The sequence below is a fragment of the Neolewinella antarctica genome (assembly GCF_011927835.1).
GTDB classification, from domain to species: Bacteria; Bacteroidota; Bacteroidia; order Chitinophagales; family Saprospiraceae; genus Neolewinella; species Neolewinella antarctica.
Genome location: NZ_JAATJH010000002.1, coordinates 481,836 through 501,715, shown reverse-complemented (window position 1 = coordinate 501,715; position 19,880 = coordinate 481,836). Strand labels below are relative to the sequence as shown.

The 19,880-nt window shown below is 56.5% G+C and carries 7 protein-coding genes; 1 reads left to right on the top strand and 6 read right to left on the bottom strand.

Annotation, left to right across the window (positions count from 1 at the left end):
* Positions 1-53 precede the first annotated feature (53 nt).
* Positions 54-1,382, bottom strand: coding sequence for a serine hydrolase domain-containing protein (locus GGR27_RS07270; RefSeq protein WP_168036754.1), 1,329 nt, complete (start codon positions 1,380-1,382; stop codon positions 54-56).
* 103 nt (positions 1,383-1,485) lie between these two features.
* Entirely contained in the window at positions 1,486-2,640 is a 1,155-nt protein-coding gene (locus GGR27_RS07265; protein WP_168036753.1) for a 2-isopropylmalate synthase, read from the bottom strand.
* A 231-nt stretch (positions 2,641-2,871) separates the two neighbouring features.
* Between GGR27_RS07265 and GGR27_RS07260 the strand changes: the two genes are divergently transcribed.
* Entirely contained in the window at positions 2,872-4,437 is a 1,566-nt protein-coding gene (locus GGR27_RS07260) for a hypothetical protein (RefSeq protein WP_168036752.1), read from the top strand.
* A 158-nt stretch (positions 4,438-4,595) separates the two neighbouring features.
* On the opposite strand, the gene GGR27_RS07255 is transcribed toward GGR27_RS07260, so the two are convergent.
* The 4 genes from GGR27_RS07255 to GGR27_RS07240 all read right to left on the bottom strand — a co-directional run bounded on the left by GGR27_RS07255 (position 4,596) and on the right by GGR27_RS07240 (position 19,779).
* Positions 4,596-7,751, bottom strand: a complete 3,156-nt coding sequence (locus GGR27_RS07255; protein ID WP_168036751.1) for a reprolysin-like metallopeptidase — start codon at positions 7,749-7,751, stop codon at positions 4,596-4,598.
* Positions 7,752-7,825: 74 nt separating this feature from the next.
* Complete coding sequence (locus GGR27_RS07250) at positions 7,826-8,080, bottom strand: hypothetical protein (protein ID WP_168036750.1); 255 nt, start codon at positions 8,078-8,080, stop codon at positions 7,826-7,828.
* Positions 8,081-8,196: 116 nt separating this feature from the next.
* Entirely contained in the window at positions 8,197-13,179 is a 4,983-nt protein-coding gene (locus GGR27_RS07245) for a reprolysin-like metallopeptidase (protein ID WP_168036749.1), read from the bottom strand.
* Between the two features lie 687 nt (positions 13,180-13,866).
* Positions 13,867-19,779, bottom strand: coding sequence for a reprolysin-like metallopeptidase (locus GGR27_RS07240; protein WP_168036748.1), 5,913 nt, complete (start codon positions 19,777-19,779; stop codon positions 13,867-13,869).
* Positions 19,780-19,880 lie beyond the last annotated feature (101 nt).

Sequence of the window (19,880 nt, the reverse complement as noted above, 5' to 3'; positions counted from 1 at the left end):
CGCGGTCGCGGGTGCAATAGTGAAGTGTACCGAGAAGCTGAAGTTTTTGGTATTTACTCCCGCTTGAGCATGAACTCTTGCCCAGCCTGGCGCAGTAGCAGCGTCCCCACCACCGGGTCAAACAGCAGCTCGATGCCGGCCGCTTGGTTACGAAATACGTGTCCCCCGGCGGTCGTCAGGGGGAAGGAACCCTGGCCGGATGCCTGAGCTTTCAGCCTACCGTCTTCCTGAAATACCTTGATGTCCATTGGGAAAGTATCGGCGCCGTAAGTCCCGACGTAAACTTGAGTAGCTGCCCGGGGCAGATCCGCCACGGGACTAAAGTCCGGCATCTCGTAGGGCTTGCCGAAATAGAGGGAAAGGAGCCCGATCATCACGTCGTTATTCGGCAGGTTGACACCGTTGCTGAGGAACGTAAACGTTACGTCGTCGTTCGGAAAATGCGCCGCCAGCGTCTCAAAGCCCTCAATGCCTCCGTTGTGGCCATAAGCGACTTTATCGTAAAAAGGGAAGGTGAGCAGCCCCTGACCGAGTTCGTTTTTAAACTCCATCATTTCCGCGACGGTCGCCGCCGGGAGTAGCTCACCCCGCAGCAGTTTGCGGTAGAACGTATTCAGGTCGGCCGCCGTGGAGCTGATGGCACCGGCCGCGCCGGCGTTCGGGATGCTCCATTCGGGGACGGCCACCCACCCGTCGTCGAGCCATTCGAAGGAAACGACCTCCCCACGCTCCGCGTCGATCGATCCGCCTACGTAGGTATTTTTCAATCCCGCCGGTTCCAGCACGTGGTCGCGGAGCAGCTGCCGGTAATCTTTTCCACTGACGGTAGTGGCGATGTAACCCAGTAGCAAGAAATTAGAGTTGGAGTAAGCGGCGTCCGTCCCGGGTTCAAAGTTTAGCGGCTGGGCTTTAATCCGGGCGATGAGTTGCTCCGGGGTTTGGTCGGTACCGATCCAGTCCATGATGTCCGCATCCTCTGTGTAGTTGTGGAGACCGCTTTGGTGCCGCAGCATTTGGTCGAGCGTGATGGTGTCCGCGCCCGGAAGGCCGGGATAATACTTCGCGAGTTTGTCGGACAGGCTCAACTCACCGGCTTCGACGAGGCGGTGAATGATGACGGTAGTGAACGTCTTGGTGATGGAAGCGACGCGAAATACGTCGTCGGACGTGGTCAGGCGGGTTTGTGTAGGGTCAGCATAGCCAATGGCGTAGCGGTACACTTCTTCGTCACCCTGAAAAAAGGAAACAACGCCCATCGCCTGGTCGTGCGCGGCGAGGGTATCCAGAAAGCCATCGAGCGCGGATCGGTCGAATTTCTGAGCGGAAAGATTGGACGTAACGAGGCTAAGGAGTATAAGACTGAGTAAGGACGTGTGTTTCATCCTTCTAATTTACGGTCGAATACCGTAAAAATCCCACTCCTTCGACGAAGGAAGGTGTAGCGTCGACCAGCGCGCACCCGCAAAAATTTACCGGATCGTCAAATCAAACGGCCACCGAACCCATCAACTCTTCCAGGTCATTATCACCTACCTCTTTCTGCCGGTCGGCAACCACGACGAAGTGCTTATACAGCTCGTCGAGTTGGACCTTGGTGACGTCGTGGCCCAAGTTTTTGAGCCGGTAAGCCAGCGCGGCGCGGCCGGAGCGGGCGGTGAGGACGATCTTCGATTCGTCGACGCCGACTTCCGCCGGGTCGATGATTTCGTAGGTATCGCGGCGTTTGATGACGCCGTCCTGGTGAATGCCGGAGGAATGGGCGAAGGCGTTGTCGCCCACGATGGCCTTGTTGGGCTGGACGACCATGCCCATGCTTTCGCTGACCAAGTGGCTCGTTTCGAGCAGCAACTTGGAATTAATATTGGTGTACATGCCCAGGCTTTCGTGCTGGCGCATGATCATCACCACTTCTTCCAGGCTCGTGTTGCCCGCGCGCTCGCCGATGCCGTTAATGGTGCATTCGATCTGGCGGGCACCGCCCTGGGCACCGGCGATGGAGTTAGCCGTGGCCAACCCGAGGTCATTGTGGCAGTGGGTACTGATGGTACACTTGTGAATGCCGTTGACGTTATCGCGCAAAAAGGCAATCTTTTCCATGTATTCCTGGGGCAGGCAGTAACCGGTCGTGTCGGGAATGTTGAGCACGGTGGCACCGGCGTCGACGACGGCCTGGATGACGCGGGCCAGGAACTCGTTGCCCGTCCGTCCGGCATCCTCGGCGTAAAACTCTACGTCTTCCACGAAGCTTTTCGCGTACTTGACGGCGGCTACGGCACGCTCGATGATCTTATCCGGCGTCGTACGAAGCTTGTACTGAATGTGGCTGTCGCTGGTCCCGATGCCGGTGTGAATGCGGGGACGGCGGGCGGTTTTGAGGGAGGCGGCGGCCGTTTCGATGTCGTTCATCACGGCGCGGCTCAGGGCGCAGACCACGGGCTCGACGACGGTGCGGCCAATCTCCTGGACGGAGTGAAAATCACCCGGGCTGGAGACGGGGAATCCCGCTTCGATTACGTCCACGCCGAGGAGTTCGAGCTGGCGGGCGATGACGAGTTTTTGCTGCGTGTCGAGTTTGCAGCCGGGTACCTGCTCGCCGTCGCGCAGGGTGGTGTCGAAAATCTGAATTTGGTTGGTATTCATACTAAGGCATCCTTATGAAATTAGGCGTAGCTATCTTTGTTGCTACACACAAAGTGGCGCGCTTGGGAGCACGCCTCGTGGTGGAATTGGTCAGGGAGGGATAAATTTAAGGTATTCCCCCTTACCGAGTAGGTCCGCTTTACCCCCCGACGGATTAACGAGCACGGTTGCGCCCAGCGATTAGATCGGTACTATTTTGATATACAGCCCCTTAAGCACAAAGTTTACCCCATGCCGAAGCAGAAAACCGATGATCTCCTTAAGCTAATCGCTTCCTTGAACCGGGCGGAAAAAAGACACTTCCGCCTTTTCGTCAAACGCAACCAGGCGGCCGACGCCGAAATTCTCTTTCTCCAACTGTTCGACATCATGGAGCGGACGGGAGAATACGACGAGGAATACCTGCTCAAACGAATCAAGGGCATCAAAAAAAGCCAGCTATCTAACCTAAAAGCTCATCTGTACAAACAGTTGCTTACCTCGCTCAGACTACTGAACCGAAACAAAGACGACGAAATAACCCTGCGGGAAAACCTCGATTACGCGCGCATTCTCTACAACAAGGGTCTTTACCGCCAGTCGTTGGACGTACTCGATAAGGCGAAAAAGCGGGCCCTGGAGATCGAAGTACACACCACCGCCCTCGAAATCGCCCAGTTCGAGAAGCTCATCGAGGGTCAGTACATCACGCGTAGTATTCAGGGCCGGGCCGAAGAACTGAGCAAGACGTGCACCAAACTAACCCGGCACATTACGGCCACGAACACCTGGAGTAATCTCGCCCTGAAGCTGTACGGTCTCTACCTGAAAGTCGGCCTGGTCAGCAACGAGCAGGACTTCGTGATGGTCAAGTCGTTCTTCAGCAGCCAGAAACCGGATACGAAGTACAAAAATCTCGACTTCTGGGGCAAAGTCTACTGCTGCCAGTCCTTCGCGTGGATGCACCTGATGTGCCACGAGACACCCCTCTCCTACCGGTACACCCAGCGCTGGGTGGAGCTTTTTCGGAACCGGCCGCAGATGATCGAGGTCAACGCGGCGCTGTACTTGAAGGGCATCCACAACAACTTGGCTACGCTGTTTAACATGTGGCAGTACCAGCGCTTCGTTGATGAACTGCAACAGCTGGACCTGTTCCCCCACCAGTTCGACCTGACCAACAACGTCAACGTGCAGGGCCTTTATCATCTCTACCAGTTCGACCACCAGATCCGGAAGCACTACATGGAGGGCACGTTCAAGGAGGGGCTCGGCCTCGTCCCCCAGATCATGGAGGTCATCAAGGACGACCGGTACAACTGGGACGAGCACCGCAAAATGATCTTCCACTACCGCATCGCCTGCCTCTACTTCGGCAGCGGTGACAACGACTCGGCGATTGATTACCTCAACGAGATCATCAACCAGCGCAGCCCCAATTACCGGTCGGACATCCAGGCCTACGCCCGCATCCTCAGTTTGATCTGCCACTTCGAGATGGGCAACGTACAACTGGTCGAATACCAGGTAAAGTCCGTTTACCGCTACCTCGCCAAAGTTGAGCACTTGCAGGAAACTCAGCAACTCATCTTCCGTTTCCTCCGCCGCATCCCCCGCATTCGGGAGGAGCAACTCAAGGGTGAATTCATCAAACTGAAGGAAAAGTTAGACGGCGTGAAGCAAAAGCCCTTTGAGAAGCGACCGTTTACATTACTGGACATCCCGAGTTGGTTAGAAGCCAAAATCGATGGCGTCACGGTGCAGCAAGTTATCCGACGCAAATTTTTGAAGAGCACGGAAGTAACCGCCAAAGTCTAGAGCCAGCCTGTCCTTTGCGGCAACTTTAATAAGCGAGGCTTGCTTCACCGTGGTGGAGCAAGCCTCGTTAATCTCAGGAAACGAGTAGTGCGCGGTCGCGGGTGCAAAGGACTTGGGGAGAAGAGCCGAGTTGCTTCGGATCACGCGGCAACTATTGACTAGCGCTTCACGACGCGGTATGTCTCCCGGAAGTCCGTTCCATTCGTAACCACCACCTGATAAACGGCGCTCGGCAGGTCCGCGACGTTAACCTCACTGCGCTGCTCGCCAAGTATTCCGCTGCGGACAACCCGGCCGAGGCTCGTAATCAATTGGTATTCCAGGACCTCCCCGGCACCCGCGACCGCGCCAATAAACAAACGCTGCGTGACTGGATTGGGGTACAGCGTAATGCGACGCAAACCGGCGGCGAACGCGACCGTTTCAATCTGGGAATGGCTGAAGTCGCCATCCGTATCGACCTGACAAAGACGGTAAAAGTAGGTAGCGTCGGCGGCCACGGCCCGGTCCGTAAAGGCATAATTGGCGTCGCCAGCCAACCCCTGACGTACCACCTTACCAACGTCCAACCAGCCCGCTTGCGGGTTATCGGAACGCTCAATGACAAAATGCTCGTGTGCATCATCCTGGCGGACGGACCAAGTTAACTCAGCGGTTTTAACGGTAGGCCGGGCCTCGAAGCTCAGCCATTCCACCGGGAGGGCCTCCTCCGCGAACACAAACCTGATCAGGCTGGCCGCCGCCGTCTGTGTCGGATCGCACTCCGTATTTCTTGCGGTAACCGACCACCAGTATACTTCATCTTCCGTCAAAAATCTATCCAGATTCGAGCCGAAATTGACGCGGCTTCTACCGGTAAACACGGGGTTGATCACCCGCTGCGTACCCGCCGCATCGCGATACAAGTTAAAAGAATAGCCATCCGCATCACCGATGTTCGACACATCCGACCAATCAAAAGTCGCGGCACCAGGCGCGATGAAGCCATTAGCGACCGGCGTTAGCAACGTGGGTGGTTCCAGCGCGGGAAGAACTTCCAGAACGAAATTCGCGGTCTTTTGCGCATTACCGTCGTTCGTCCTTACGGTGAAGGGGTAATTATTTGCGGCCAGGGAGCTAAGACCATCCACGATAATCGCAACCGTAGTCACCCCGTTCGCGGCCAGGGTGGTTGACGCTGGGGAAAAGGTGACGTTTGCGCCCGTGGGAAGGTCCTGGGCTGCGTAGTTAATCGTCCCCGTATAACCCATCAGGCTTTCGAGCTCAAAGGTAAATTCAGCGGTATTTCCACCATCACAGACTTCGGCAGTCTCCTCCACGGGCCGCACGACGTATTCTGATTGCTCGATGGCGAAGTCCTGGTCGGAAACGTCGAGGAAAATGTTATCCGCGCACTTGACCATCAGGCGTACGTCACGCGCGGTCACGCTGGGTAGCGTCACGGCGGCCGTGCCGGTATTGGCGACCGTACCGATGTTTTCGGTAAACGTCAGACCGCCGTCGAGGGAGAGTACCAGATCGACCTGCGCACAGTTGATGGCGCCAGCGTTAGTACCCGCTACGTTCCACGTTAACGACTGGGTCGACCCAGCCAAATAAGTTTCGGAACCGTTCGGCACCGTCACCGCAAACGGCGCGCCGGTGTCGACTACGTCGATGGTCATCCCGTCCTGCACGAGACATGCGTAGCCGGCGGCACCAAAATCCCGCACGGTGACGACAAAATTCATCTCCCGGCTGACGGTTGGTAGGATTTCCCACGGTGCGTCGTCGCCGGCGATTAAGTCCGGCAGATTAGGGAAATAACGCTGATTTTCAGTACTCGGCGGAAGTGACCGGAATAAGGGTCCCTCTACCTCACTTCCGGTAGGCCGGTTGGTTACCGGCGGCCCCAGGTCGAACTGTTCCCAGCAGTACGTGACGCCGTCACCATCACCATCGTTGGCCGCCCCCGCGGTCAGCACGAACGGAGTAGAGGCCGGGATCGTGTAGTCCGCCCCGGCGTTCGCCGTCGGTTCGATGTTGGCGGTACTGACGGTCGTTGCGCACGCTGCTCCGCCGCCCGATTCCATGTAGTCGGCAATTTGCTGAATACTCTCGGCGTGGTAGTAGAGGTCTCTGTTGGACTGTACGTTTGGCCCCTGTCCGCAAATGCCCGCGTAGGACATGATGGTGCTGCCACCCCCGATTTCGTAGGCGGATGATCCGTCGGTGCTACGGTTCCGTCCACAATTGGGCGTAGCGTTGGAATTGTACGTATGCGAAGCGCCGAACTGGTGCCCCATTTCGTGGGCAACCAGGCCGTAAAATGATTCGGTATCCGGGAAACGCGACCCGGAGACACCCCTCGCCTTGCCGTTACGGCACACGGAGGCCACCTGAGCTACGCCGCCGCCGCCCGTCCCGAAGACGTGGCCGATGTCGTAATTATCAGCCCCGATCACCGCGTTGATGGTAGTAAGATTTTCGTTCAGCATCTCGCCGCTATCATCGTTAGTATAAGGGTCCGAATTCGGATCATCGTACACCAGTTCCACGCCGCCACCGGCGACGGGGAGGTTAATGATGGTAAGTTGCAACGATATTTCGGCTACGAAAATCTGGTTCAATCGGTTGACGGCGCGCATCATTTCACTGACGGCGAGGGCTTGCGTGCCACCGACGGCGGCATAATACTCGCCGGTGCAGGCGAGCGCCAGGCGGTATTCCCTGAGTTCGCAGTCCCCTACTTGCTTTTCGGTGGATCGTTGGCGCAGCTCCGCCAGCAACTTTTCGTCCGGGATGAAGCCACACTCCTGGGTTCCGTCCTCCGGTTGGGGAACATCCCTTACGAAGTAGCTTTGGTACCGGTCGATTCGCTTAGCGGAAAGCGGGCTGACCGACCAGTGGCCTTCAGCACCGCCCATCACGCTGGCGCCGAAGCCGCGGCCCGTCCAGTCGAGTTGCACGCGGCGGCCAGGGTTCTTTACGTCCCAGCCGTACAGCGTGACGTAGCCGGGGTAAGCGACCTGCAACTCCGGCTGGATCATTTGGTAACGCTGAAGCCGAAAGGTGGCAACGGATCCGTCGGGGGCGGGCAACTCCAGCAGGCTTAGCTCGCCCGACGTGGCGTCGCCCTCTTCGGTTACCGCGGCTAGAAAGTCCGCAAGCTCGGCGGGGTCTTCCGTCGAAAAGTATAGTGCTTCGGTTGGGTCGGTTAGCGCGCGCTCTTTAGTGGCGAGGCGATCGTTGGCTTGGAGAGGGGAAAATGGTGCGTACTGCGCAGCTAGCATACTGCTGAATAGCAGTACGCTGAGCGTGTAAAAAAAATTCATTTGCTGGTTTGTACGGGGCGTCGCTCAAAAAAGCCTTCGTGCAAGAAGGCTCGCCAAAACTACAAAAATTTAGCTCATAGGGTGGAATGCGCCAAACGGTTGCTCTCCCGAAACCTCCTTTGCACCTGCGTCCGCGCCACCCAGTACCGCTGACCCAACTTAGCTTGGGCCAACGTCACTACGTAAGGTGGGCTACTAATCTTGTGGGTCAGCCTGCACTCGTACGGAGCAACGGATAATGTAGGGCACTCACCACCATCTCCCTTCCTGGCTTTAAGTCGAATTTGGCGATGCACTGGGTCAAGTAGGCCTTCCGGTGAGCGTTTCATAAAGGTATGGTTAGCTCTGACGAAGCAAAAAATTATCGTGCATCCTCCGCCAACTAAAAAGGCTTGCCCCGCAGCAGCGAAGCAAGCCTTTTAACCCACGAAGATTACAGCATTGGCTACTGTTTCACGACCCGGAACGTTTTCCGAAAGTCCGTACCGTTCGTAATCATAATTTGGTAAACGGCGTTCGGTAGATTAGCAACATCAATCTCACTGCGTTGCCCGCTAAGTATTCCGCTGCGGACGACCTGGCCGAAGTTCGTCACGAGTTGGTACTCCAAAACATCACCGGCACTCCCATCGGCCATGGGGGCAGCGTCAATAAACAGGCGGTCCGTAACCGGGTTGGGATAGAGCGTCACCCCGCGCGAGCGGCCGGCAAACGTTACCGTCTCCACGTCGGAATGGCTGAAGGTGCCGTCCGCATCGACCTGGCGTAGGCGGTAGAAATAAGTCGTAGCCGCAGCTACGGTTTGGTCCATGAACCGATAGTCGGCCACGCCATCCGCCCCCCGGCGGGTCACTTCACCGAATTTGTGCCACTCGCTACCCAAATCGGTTGTCCGTTCGATGACGAAGTATTCGTGCGCCGCGTCCTGACGAACGGACCAGGTCAGTTCGACCGATTTGACCTGGGGCCGCGCGGCGAAACTCAGCCACTCTACCGGGAGGACGGATAGCATGTCCACGAAAATCACCGTGTTGAAGCAAGATTGCTCTCCCGTATTTGCTACTACCTGAATATTAATTTCATCGCCGTCCTGAACGGGGCCGATTCCGATATTACCACTATTGAAGGTAAAGGGGCCCGCTGTTCCGTCGGAACCGTTCGCAAAAACAACGTTTGCCGTGTAATCGGTTGCGCCAGCGACTGCTTGAAAGTCAAGCGAAATAGTACCGCTACCGTCTTGATTAATTAGCACCTCAGTTCGATTCTGCGGTGTATTAACCACGATTTCGCTAGACGTCACGACCAACGTGTACGCCAGCGACTCTTCTTCGCCCAGCGCGCCTACTGCATCGACGTCGAACGTATAAGTTCCGAGAGGAAGGCTTTCGGCCCCCTGCAGCGTGATTATCGCCCTCTCCGTGTCGTTGAGCTGCGCAGGCGCGAGGGACCCCGTGACGCCGGCCGGTAGCGTTCCGAGACTAAGCGACGCCGTACCGGTCAGGTTCCCTACGGTGTACGTGAGAGAAAATACTTCCGCGCCCCTGCCCGCACAAAAGTTCTGTCTCACGGGGCTTCCGGCTAGGGAAGGTGCGCTGAACTTGAACCGGTGCAGGCTGGAAGTCGCCGTCTGCGTCGGGTTGCAGTCGGTGTTCGTAGCGGTAACGGACCACCAGTAGGACTGGCCTTCCGTCAGGACTGTAGCTAAGTTCGCACCAAAATTGACGCGACTTGCGTCAACGACGATGGGGTTAATTCTGGGCATCGTACCACCTGCGTCACTGTAGATGACAAAGGAATAACCATCCTGAGCGTCCACGCCCTCTACGTCCGACCAGTCGAACCGAGCGTTATCGGGCGCAATAACGCCGTTCGCGGCCGGGATTAATAACGTAGGTGCCGCGAGGGGTGGGAGAACTTCCAGGATAATGTCTACATCTCTCCGTACGCCACCACTTGTCGTTCTAATGACGAAGGGATAGGTACCCGCCGGATAACCGCCTAGCCCACCCAAATTCAGGGTGACCGTAGCCGATCCGTTCGCTGCGAGGGTAGTTGTTGCGGGAGTAAAGGAGCCCGTTGTGCCCGGAGGTAAATCCTGGCCGGTGAAGCGAACTTCGTAGTTGATGGTACCCGCGAATCCGTTCGTACTCGCGAGTTGGAAGGTAAAGGCGGCCGTGGCGCTACCGTTACAGATCGACGCCACGCTCTGGGTAGCTTCGGCGGTGTAGGCCGGTTGGCGTGAGGTCACGAAGGTGAAGAAGTTCACGCACGATTCCTCCCCCGTATCGGCGGTGACCTTTATCCCGTACTCAGCACCATTCGTAACCTGACCGACTCCGATGTTACGGGTGGTAGCGGTAGAGGCGGGGACCGTTCCCGTCCCCCCGTCGGGGAACGTAACGGTTACCGTGTACGAGGTTGCTCCGGAAATGGCGTTAAAATTGACCGGGATGGTACCGGTGCCGTCGGGGTTAATCAGCACTTCACTACCGTCGGTTGGAGAATTGATAACGATGCCAGCCGCTACGTCGAGCACGAACGTGACGCTTTCGGTGGCGCCGTTCGCCCCCGTGGCCGTGACGTCGAAAGAATAATTCCCCGCCATGAGGTTTTCCGTACCCTGCAGGAGGACCGTACTATTCTGCCCGTTGGTTAACGTCGTTCGGGTTAATGCTCCCGTGACGCCCGCGGGTAAGGTACCCAGCACGAGCGTGGCCGGGCCGGTAAGATCGCCCGTGAAGAAACTGACCGTAAAGTCCTCCGCACGCCGGCCTAAGCAAAGATTTTGAAGCAGGGGGCTTCCGGACAAAGACTGGCCGGCCGGCGGAGCTTCGGCGAAAGTGAATTGGTTGAGGACGGAAGTTGCCGTTTGCGTTGGGTCACAGGTTGTATTCTGGGCGGTAACGGACCACCAGTAAGTGTCGCCTTCGGTCAAAAATCCGTCGAGGCCTGCCCCGAAGTTCGCGGTGCTACCGTTGAGTGGTTCCGACCCACCCCGGCGGTCGGTACCCGCCGCATCATTGAAAAACGACAGCGTGTAGCCACCGACAGCATCCACGTTCGGCACGTCCCTCCAGTCGAAACCCGCGGAAGCCGGGGACAGGAACCCGCCGTCGTTAGGGGTAAGCAGCGTGGGCGCCGCGAGGGGGCCGAGTACTTGCAGGGAGAACGCGACGGTTTTTTGTACGCTCCCGTCGTCCGTCAGGACGGTGAAGGGATAAGTACCCTCCGGTACCGCGCTCAGGCCGGTCAGGGTCATGGCGACCGTTTCCGTACCGTTCGCGGTCAGCGTGGTAGTTGCGGGGGCAAAAGAAGCACTCGCGCCGGTGGGTAGATCTTGGGCCGCGTAGTTAATGGACCCTACGTAACCCAGCACGCTTTCGAGTTCAAAGGTGAATTCAGCGGAATTAATACCGTCGCAGGCCGTCGCGGCACCCGTGAGGGCACGGGCTGCGTAGTCTTCCTGTTCGATGGAGAAATCCTGGTCGGATACGTCGTAGAAGATGTTGTCCGCGCATTTAATCATCAACCGAACGTCGCGCTCCGTCACGGCGGGCAGGTTGACGGAAGCCGAACCGGTGTTCGGGTAGGAACCGATGTTGTCGGTGAACGTCAGGCCGCCGTCGGTGGACAGGACGAGATCGACCGTAGCGCAGTTGATCGCACCGGCGTTGGTGCCCGCTACGTTCCAGGTGAACGTTTGGGTAGATCCGCCCGGGTACGCTTCCGCGCCGTTCGGTGCCGTGATGGCGAAGGGCGCTCCGGTGTTCACCACGTCGACGACCATTAAGTCCTGCGTCGGGCAACCATATCCAGCGGCACCGAAATCCCGGACGGTGACGGCGAAGTTCATTTGCCGGGCTACGGTGGGTAGCACTTCCCAGGGGGATCCCTCCCCCGTGACGACGGCGGGCAGATTGGGGAAATAGCGCCGCGGGTCGGCTTTGGGCGAGAAAGACCGGAACAAGGGCCCCACGACTTCGCTTCCCGTCGGCATGCCGTCTAGGGCCGGCCCCGCGTCGAATTGATCCCAGTTGTAGGTAATACCGTCACCGTCGGGGTCAGCCCCGGCGGCGGTCAACACGAAGGGAGTCCCTGCCGGTATGGAGTAGTCGGCTCCGGCCTGCGCCGTAGGTTCCGAATTGTCGGAACTAGTAGTCCTCGCGCACGTACTCCCACCACCCAATTCCATGTACGTCGCGATCTGTGCGATGCTGGCGGCGTGGTAGTGCGGATCGGCACCGAGCTGGACGTTGGACGCAGGTCCGCAAATGCCCGCGTAGGACATAATGGTGCTGCCACTTCCCGTTTCGAACGCCGTCCGCGCGGTCCGATTGGGCCCACAATTGGGTGAGTCGGAATTGAAGGTGTGCGTCGCACCGAACTGATGCCCCATCTCGTGAGCGACTAAATCTACGTAAAACGGATCGCCCAGCGGGACGGGCTGCCCGGAAACGCCCCTGGCTTTTCCACCACCACAGACGGAGCCGAGTTGTGCAACGCCACCGCCGCCGGTTCCGAAAACGTGGCCAATGTCGTAATTATCGGAGCCGATCACCGCATCGATGGTGTTCTGGTTCTCGTCAAGCATGGTCGCATTTTCACTATTCGTGTAGGGGTCCGAGTTCGGATTATTGTAAAGGAGTTCTACGCCCCCGCCCGCTACGGGCAGGTTGACGAGGATGAGTTGGAGAGAAATCTCGGCTGCGAATAACTGGTTAAGCCGGTTGACGGCGCGCATAATTTCGGCGACGACGCGGGCTTCCGTACCGCCCACGGCGGCGTAGTACTCGCCGGTGCAGGCGATCGCCACGCGGTATTCCCGGAGTTCGCAGTCGCCGGCCCGTTTCTCATTTGCGTGGAAGCGTAATTCTTCCAGCACCTTTTCGTCCGGCACGAAGCCACATTCCCGGGAGCCGTCGTCCACGAAAGGGACATCCTTGGCGAAGAAACTTTCGTACTGGTCCACCCGCTTTTCGGAGAGCGGCTCCACGAACCAACGGCCTTCTTCACCGCCCACGACGCTGGCGCCGAAGCCCCGGTCCGTCCAGTCAAGTTGCACGCGGCGGCCGGGGTTCTTCACGTCCCAGCCGTACAGCGTGACGTAACTGGGGTAAACGGCCCGCAGCTCGGGTTGAATTATTTGGTAGCGTTGGACTCGAAACGTGACGACGGATCCGTCGGGCGCGGGGAGGGTCAGCAAGCTAGACTCCTCCCGCGCCGTACCGCGCTCTTCGGGTACCGCAGCGAGATAAGCAGCAAATTCGGCAGGCTGCTTCGTAGCGAAATACAGCGCCCGGGCCGGGGCGTTGGGCGCTCGCTTCTCGGAGATTGCGGTGCTAGCGGACGAAAGGGGAGTAAAGGGCGCGTACTGCGCTGCAAGCATACTGCTACAAAGCAGTACGCAGAGTGCGTAAAGGTTTTTCATGAGATGGATATAGATGGCTAAAAGAAGTGCGGTGAACAAGTCGCGACACAAACTTAGATAAATAAGCTGAATGTTAAAATTTATCTTTCGACAAGTTCCAGCTATTTATCCCAGTATCCGCGTTCGCACCCATACTAGGGGGGTTGACGTATCAAAATAATTACTGGACGCTACGTCAACGTCAGTTGTCGGTCGAGCAGATCAACTGGTAGACAATTAAAAAATAAAAACCATTTAGTATTGCTCGACCTTCTTGGAAGCTACTCAAGAGCGCATCCAACGGCGGCCAGCAGAGATCCATTAAGGGACGGAAAAGATTGGTGCGAACGAGTGTCAACGCACTGACTCGCAAAATCAAGAAAACCATAAAGCGGGTAAACCATCATTAATTTGTTCGACCACCAGACTCCAAGCAGTACCCAAAAAGTAAGCGAGCAAGGGTTGGTTTCGTTCCCCGGGTTAAGAGCCTGGCGTCGGCACTGGTCTCCTACAAACTAACTGATGTTACGCAGATTTTTAAAGTCCAGAAAAATACTTTTCGGCTATGCATTTGGGACTTGCTTAGCATTGTTTTGTGCCCAGTGATTTTGTGGCAAAATAGATTCACATTAGGTCAGTAACTAAAAAAAGGCTTGCTCCATCACGATGGAGCAAGCCTTTTCAACTTAAATAAAATCAGGTATTGACTTACTGTTTCACCACCCGGAAGGTCTTCCGGAAGTCCGTACCGTTCGTAATCATGATTTGATAAACGGCATTCGGTAGGTCAGCTACGTTGACTTCAGTACGTTGCCCGTTAAGTTCACCACGGCGGACGACTTGGCCGAAGTTCGTAAGCAGTGTGTACTCCAGTACCTCCCCGGCACCCGCGTCCGCGTCAATAAATAGCCGTTGCGTGGTTGGGTTTGGATACAGCGTGATGTTGCGTGAATTTCCTGTGGCCGTTCCGTTCGTGGAGACGATGGTCAGTGAGTCCACGAAGGTCACAAAGTTGAAGCATGACTTCTCACCGGTGTTCGCAATCACTTGGATGCCGAATACGTCGCCGTTCTGTACGGCGCCGACTTCAATGTCGTCACCTTCGGTAACGGAAGTTACGGAATCCACTCCTCCATCGGGAGACAAGATATTTACCGTGTAGCTAGTCGCACCGGGAACGCCGTCGAAATCTAATGGAATAGTGCCCGTACTGTCTGAGTTGATCAGTATCTCGCTAGCGTCCGTCGGGGAAGTAAGTGAAATATCGCCTTCTCTAACAATTACCGTGTACGTCAAGGTTTCACTTTCGTTATTCACTCCCGTAGCCGTAACCATAAAGGTATAAGTGCCTAAAGACAGACTGTCCGTACCCTGTAGGGTGATCGTTGCGGATTGCCCGTCGTCCAGCGTGGCCCGAGAGAATGACCCCGTAACGCCCGCAGGAAGTGAATCCAGCGTGAAAGATATCGGACCGGTCAGGTTTCCTTCGTTGAACGTTAGAACGAAGTCTTCCGCAACTTGTCCTTCGCAAAGATCCTGACCCGTCGTGTTTCCGGACAGAGAATTAGCAAATACACCAAACGTGAATCGGCTAAGACTAGAGGTCACCGTCTGTCCCGGGTCACAGGTAGCGTCCGTGACGCGGACGGCCCACCAGTAAGTTTCGTACCTCGTCAAGAATTGATTGAGGTTAGACTCAAACAGTAACTCACTCTGGTCGATCGAATCGACCATTCCTAGTGTATCGGTACCCGCTGCGTCACCAAAGAACAGCACGGTGTAGGCATCGACGGTGTCGACGTCCATTACGTCCGTCCAGTCAAATAGAACAGCGCTAAGTGCAACGGTGTCGTTGTCAGTCGGCGTGAGCAGCGTAGGGGCGTCTAGCGGGGAACGTACGTTCAGAACGAATGCCAATTCTCGCTGCGTGGTAGTATCGTCTACCACCACAGTGAACGGGTAGGTGCCCGTTGCGAGCCCCCTCAGGCCAGCCAGGGTAAAGGAGACTGAAACCGTAGTGTCCGCCGTGAGGTCAGTTGACCTGGGTTCGAAGAAGACCCTCGCACCAGCGGGCACATCCTGGACCGAGTAAGTGATCCTACCCTCGTAACCATTCGTGCTTTCGAGTTGAAAACCAAAGTCGGCAAAGTTTCCACCGTTACATACGGATGAGGAATCCTGGCTGGTTTGTACACCGTACTCAGGACGCGGCGGTCCGAAGGTGAATCGACCGAGCTCGGAAGTCGCAAACTTCGGCAGTTCGCAACTGCTGTTAACCGCAGTAACGGACCACCAGTAGGTATCGCCTACAATCAAGAATCCGTTTAGGTTTCCACCGAAGAAAACAGTGCTTCCGTCAGTTGTAGTTCCTCCACGCCGATCAGTACCGGCCGCATCGTTGAAAAATGAGATGATGTAACCATCCGTAGCGTCTACGTTTGCTACGTCAGTCCAGTCAAATTCCGCAGCGCCGGGGTCGAGGGTCGACCCGTCGATTGGCGTAAGTAACGTGGGTGCTTCGAGTGGTGGGAGAACTTCAAGCGTGAAGTCAACTTCCGTTTGCGTACTGCCGTCATCCGCCACGATGGTGAACGAATAACTACCCGCGGAAAGCGTACCCAATCCAGCCAGGGTAAACGTTACCGTAGCGGTTTCGTCCGCCGCGAGCGTGGTGGACAAAGGATCATAGAAAATCCGTCCGCCAGTGGGCAAGTTCCGGCTCGTGTAAGTGATCGTCCCCGCGTAATCCCTGATGCTCTCTAGTTCAAAGCTAAAGTCCGTAAAGTCGACACTATCACATACCGTGACGGTTTCCTGAACGGCTTGCGCGGTGTAACTCGTGCGTAGTGTCGTATCCAGAAAAGTGAAGAAATTTACGCAGGACCCTTCCCCCGTGTTTGCTTCAACTCTCACGCCAAACACATCACCGTCCTCGACGGGGCCGACCGTAACGTCGATGGAAGTAGTATCGAAGGGGCTGGTTGAAGTAATATCGCCATCGGGGCGGGTTGTGAACGCCACGTAGCTCGTCGCTCCGGGAATTGCCTCAAAATCGAGGGGAATGGCGCCAGTGCCGTCCGCTTCGATTGGTACTATTCCGCCATCCACCGGGGTGTTAATGGTGAGGTTACTTTCCCGCACGATCAGCGTGTACGTCACGGATTCCGATACGTCGTTAGAATCCGTCGCGGTAACGTCGAAGGTGTAAGTGTCCAACGGAAGATTCTCCGTGTTCTGGAGGGTAATTACCGCGGTCTGTGAATCGGCCAGCATGGTTTGTGACAAAGACCCCGTAACGCCGTCCGGTAAACCTTCCAGAGCAAGGGAGACCGGTCCGGTCAGGTCACCTTCGAAGAAAGTGACGGTAAAATCTTCTACTTCGAAGCCTCCGCAAAGATCCTGCGTGAGGGGGTCTCCGACTAAGGACCTGGTATCCGCTACGAAAGTGAAGAAATTTACACACGATTCTTCTCCGGTATCGGCGGTGACTTTTATTCCGTACACTCCACCGTCTTCGACGGGGCCGAGCGTGATATCTAGCGAGGTAATCGGGAAAAAGGACGTTGACCCCATTCCGCCACTGGGGAACGTCACGGTTGCCTGGTAACTCGACGCACCCGGGAGGGGATCGAAATCGAGGGGAATGGCCCCGGTGCCGTCCCGGTTGATCAGTACCGTACTACCCTCCAGCGGAGAGTTGAGGTTAATACCACTATCCCGCACATCCAAAATATAGGTAACGGTCTCGATTGCGCCATTGGCCCCCCTAGCCGTAGCGTTGAATTTGTACGAACCTACTGAAAGGTTTTCGGTACCCTCGAGCGCAATCACGGCGGTATCCCGGTCACTCAACGTCGTTTGTGAGAGTGATCCGGTGATGCCAACGGGAAGTTCTCCCAATACAACATCAACGGGACCGTTCAGGTCGCCCTCGAAGAAAACAAGGAAAAAGTCCTCCGCGCTCCTTCCGCCACACAGGCCCTGACTCAGGGGGGTCGCCAGTATGGACTGGCCGGTTGGCGGCGCGAAGTCGAACGTAAATTGATTAAGCTCTGAGGTCGCCGTTTGCGGCGGATCGCAATCAGAATTTATGGCGGTAACGGACCACCAGTAAGTCTCACCCGGGACTAAGAAGCCATCCAGGTTAGAACCGAAGTTGGCACGACTCCCATTAAGTCTTGCTCCTCCGCGGCGGTCGGTACCGGCCGCATCGTTAAAGAAGTCGATGGTATATCCTCTAGCAACGTCCACGTTGGGTACGTCCGTCCAGTCAAAACCCGCACCGTTCGGCGCAACAAATCCATTATCAAACGGAATGATTAAAGTCGGTGCTTCGAGCGGGGGAAGAACTTCGAGAAAGAGTTCTACGGTCTTCTGCACATTACCGTCGTCCGTGAGGACCGTGAAGGCGTAATTGCTGTCCGCTAAGGCGTTGAGGCCAGTCACGGCTAGGGTAACCGTAACCGAACTGTCCTTTTCGAGTACGGTGGATGCAGGATTGAAAGAGGCGTTCGCACCGGTGGGTAGGTCCTGAACGGTATAAGTGATGGTTCCTTCGTAATCCAGTAAGCTTCTAATTTGGAAGATAAAATCAACGGAATCGATACCGTCACAAACCGTAGCGGCTCCCGTAAGGGCTTGCGCTACGTAATCCAGTTGCTCAATGGAAAAATCCTGGTCGGAGACATCGAAGAAGATGTTGTCCGTACACTTAATCATCAAACGCACGTCGGGCTCAGTAACGGCGGGTAGACTGACCGAGGCCGTTCCGCTGTTGGGGAAAGTTCCGAGGCTTTCGGTGAACGTTAGTCCGCCGTCCGTAGAAAGGACGAGATCGACCGTGGCACAGTTGATGGCGCCAGCGTCGGTGCCCGCAACGTTCCACGTGAACGTCTGAATAGAACCACCCGGGTAAGCTTCCACGCCATTCGGGGCCGTCACGGCAAAAGGAGAGCCGGTATCGACTACGTCTACGACCATCTGATCCTGCGTGGGGCAACCGTAACCGGCGGCACCAAAATCCCGCACGGTAACGGTAAAGTTCATCTCCCGCGCTACGGTTGGTAGGGATTCCCAGGGGGAGCCTCCTCCGGCAACGACGGCGGGTAGGTTAGGGAAATAGCGCTGTGGGTCGGCGGTCGGTAGAAAGGTGCGGAACAGCGGCCCCGCTACTTCACTTCCGTCGGGCATGCCGTCCAATTCCTGGCCCGAGTCGAACTGTTCCCAGCAGTAAGTGATGCCGTCACCGTCGGGGTCGGTCCCGGCGGCAGACAAAACGAAGGGAGTGCCCGCCGGGATGGAGTAGTCAGGGCCGGCGATGGCGGTTGGTTCAGCGTTAGCGGTGCTGGTGGTTACCGCACACGAGCTGCCGCCACCGAGTTCCATGTAAGTAGCAATTTGCAGGATGCTAATACCGTGGTACTGCGGGTCGGCAACAAACTGAATATTTGACGCGGTTCCACAAATACCCGCGTAGGACATAATGGTGGTACCAGCCCCCGGCTCAAAAGCCGTTTCAGCGGCACGGTTCGGCCCACAGTTGGGCGAATCGGAGTTGAACGTGTGCGTAGCACCGAACTGGTGGCCCATCTCGTGAGCGACCAGGCTCACGTAAAATGGATCGCCAATCGGAGAAGGTTGCCCCGACACGGCCCTGGCTTTGCCACCTCTACAGACGGACCTAAGCTGCGCAACACCTCCGCCACCGGTACCAAACACGTGGCCGAGGTCGTAATTTTCGTTACCAATGATGGCATCGATGGTATTCTGGTTCTCGTCCAGCATCGCCCGGTTGTCACTGTTCGTGTAGGGGTCTGAGTTTGGGTTATTGAAAAGGAGTTGTACCCCGCCGCCCGCGACGGGCAGGTTGACAAGGGTAAGTTGCAGGGAGATTTCTGCCGCAAAAACCTGATTGAGTCGGTTAACGGCGCGCATTATTTCGGCGACTACGAGCGCTTCCGTGCCCCCGACGGCGGCGTAGTATTCTCCCGTACAGGCGATTGCTACGCGGTATTCCCTGAGTTCGCAGTCTCCGGCCCTTTTCTCGTTGGCGTGGAAGTTTATTTCTTCCATGACCTTTTCGTCCGGCTCAAAACCACATTCTCGGGAACTGCTATCCCCGGCGGGGAAATCTCTAGCGAAAAAGCTTTGGTACTGATCTACCCGCTTTTCGGAGAGGGGCTCGACGAGCCAGCGGCCCTCTTCACCGCCAATTACACTGGCCCCGAAGCCACGGTCCGTCCAGTCGAGCTGAACGCGGCGGGCGGGGTTCTTTACGTCCCAACCGTATAAGGTTACGAAGCTAGGGTAAACGGCCTGTAGTTCGGGTCGGATAATCTGGTATCGTTGCACCCGAAAGGTGACGACAGATCCATCGGGGTTGGGCAACTCCAGCAGCGTGGGTTCTTCCGCCGCCTTGGTCTTTTCCTCCGGCACTTCGCGCAAAAACGTTGCGAGTTCGGCGGGCCGATCCGTCGAAAAGTATAAAGCTTTGGTTGGACCATTCAGAGCCTGCTTCTCGGTAGAGATATCGCTGGCGGGCTGAAGGGGAGTGAACGGCGCGTATTGCGCAGTAAGCATACTACTAAGCAGTAGAATACTTAACAGGTAAAAATTTCTCATGGAGATTAGGTTATAGGGGCAGTAGGTACGACACGATATTCGTGGTGTAAGGCAAACATACACGAAGTAAGCCGGGTGTCAAAATCTTATCTGGCCTTTGT

Coding starts and splice junctions, on each gene's coding strand:
- GGR27_RS07255 (WP_168036751.1), bottom strand. CDS start 7,751: ATGAATTTTTTTTACACGCTCAGCGTACTGCTATTCAGCAGTATGCTA.
- GGR27_RS07265 (WP_168036753.1), bottom strand. CDS start 2,640: ATGAATACCAACCAAATTCAGATTTTCGACACCACCCTGCGCGACGGC.
- GGR27_RS07245 (WP_168036749.1), bottom strand. CDS start 13,179: ATGAAAAACCTTTACGCACTCTGCGTACTGCTTTGTAGCAGTATGCTT.
- GGR27_RS07260 (WP_168036752.1), top strand. CDS start 2,872: ATGCCGAAGCAGAAAACCGATGATCTCCTTAAGCTAATCGCTTCCTTG.
- GGR27_RS07250 (WP_168036750.1), bottom strand. CDS start 8,080: ATGAAACGCTCACCGGAAGGCCTACTTGACCCAGTGCATCGCCAAATT.
- GGR27_RS07270 (WP_168036754.1), bottom strand. CDS start 1,382: ATGAAACACACGTCCTTACTCAGTCTTATACTCCTTAGCCTCGTTACG.
- GGR27_RS07240 (WP_168036748.1), bottom strand. CDS start 19,779: ATGAGAAATTTTTACCTGTTAAGTATTCTACTGCTTAGTAGTATGCTT.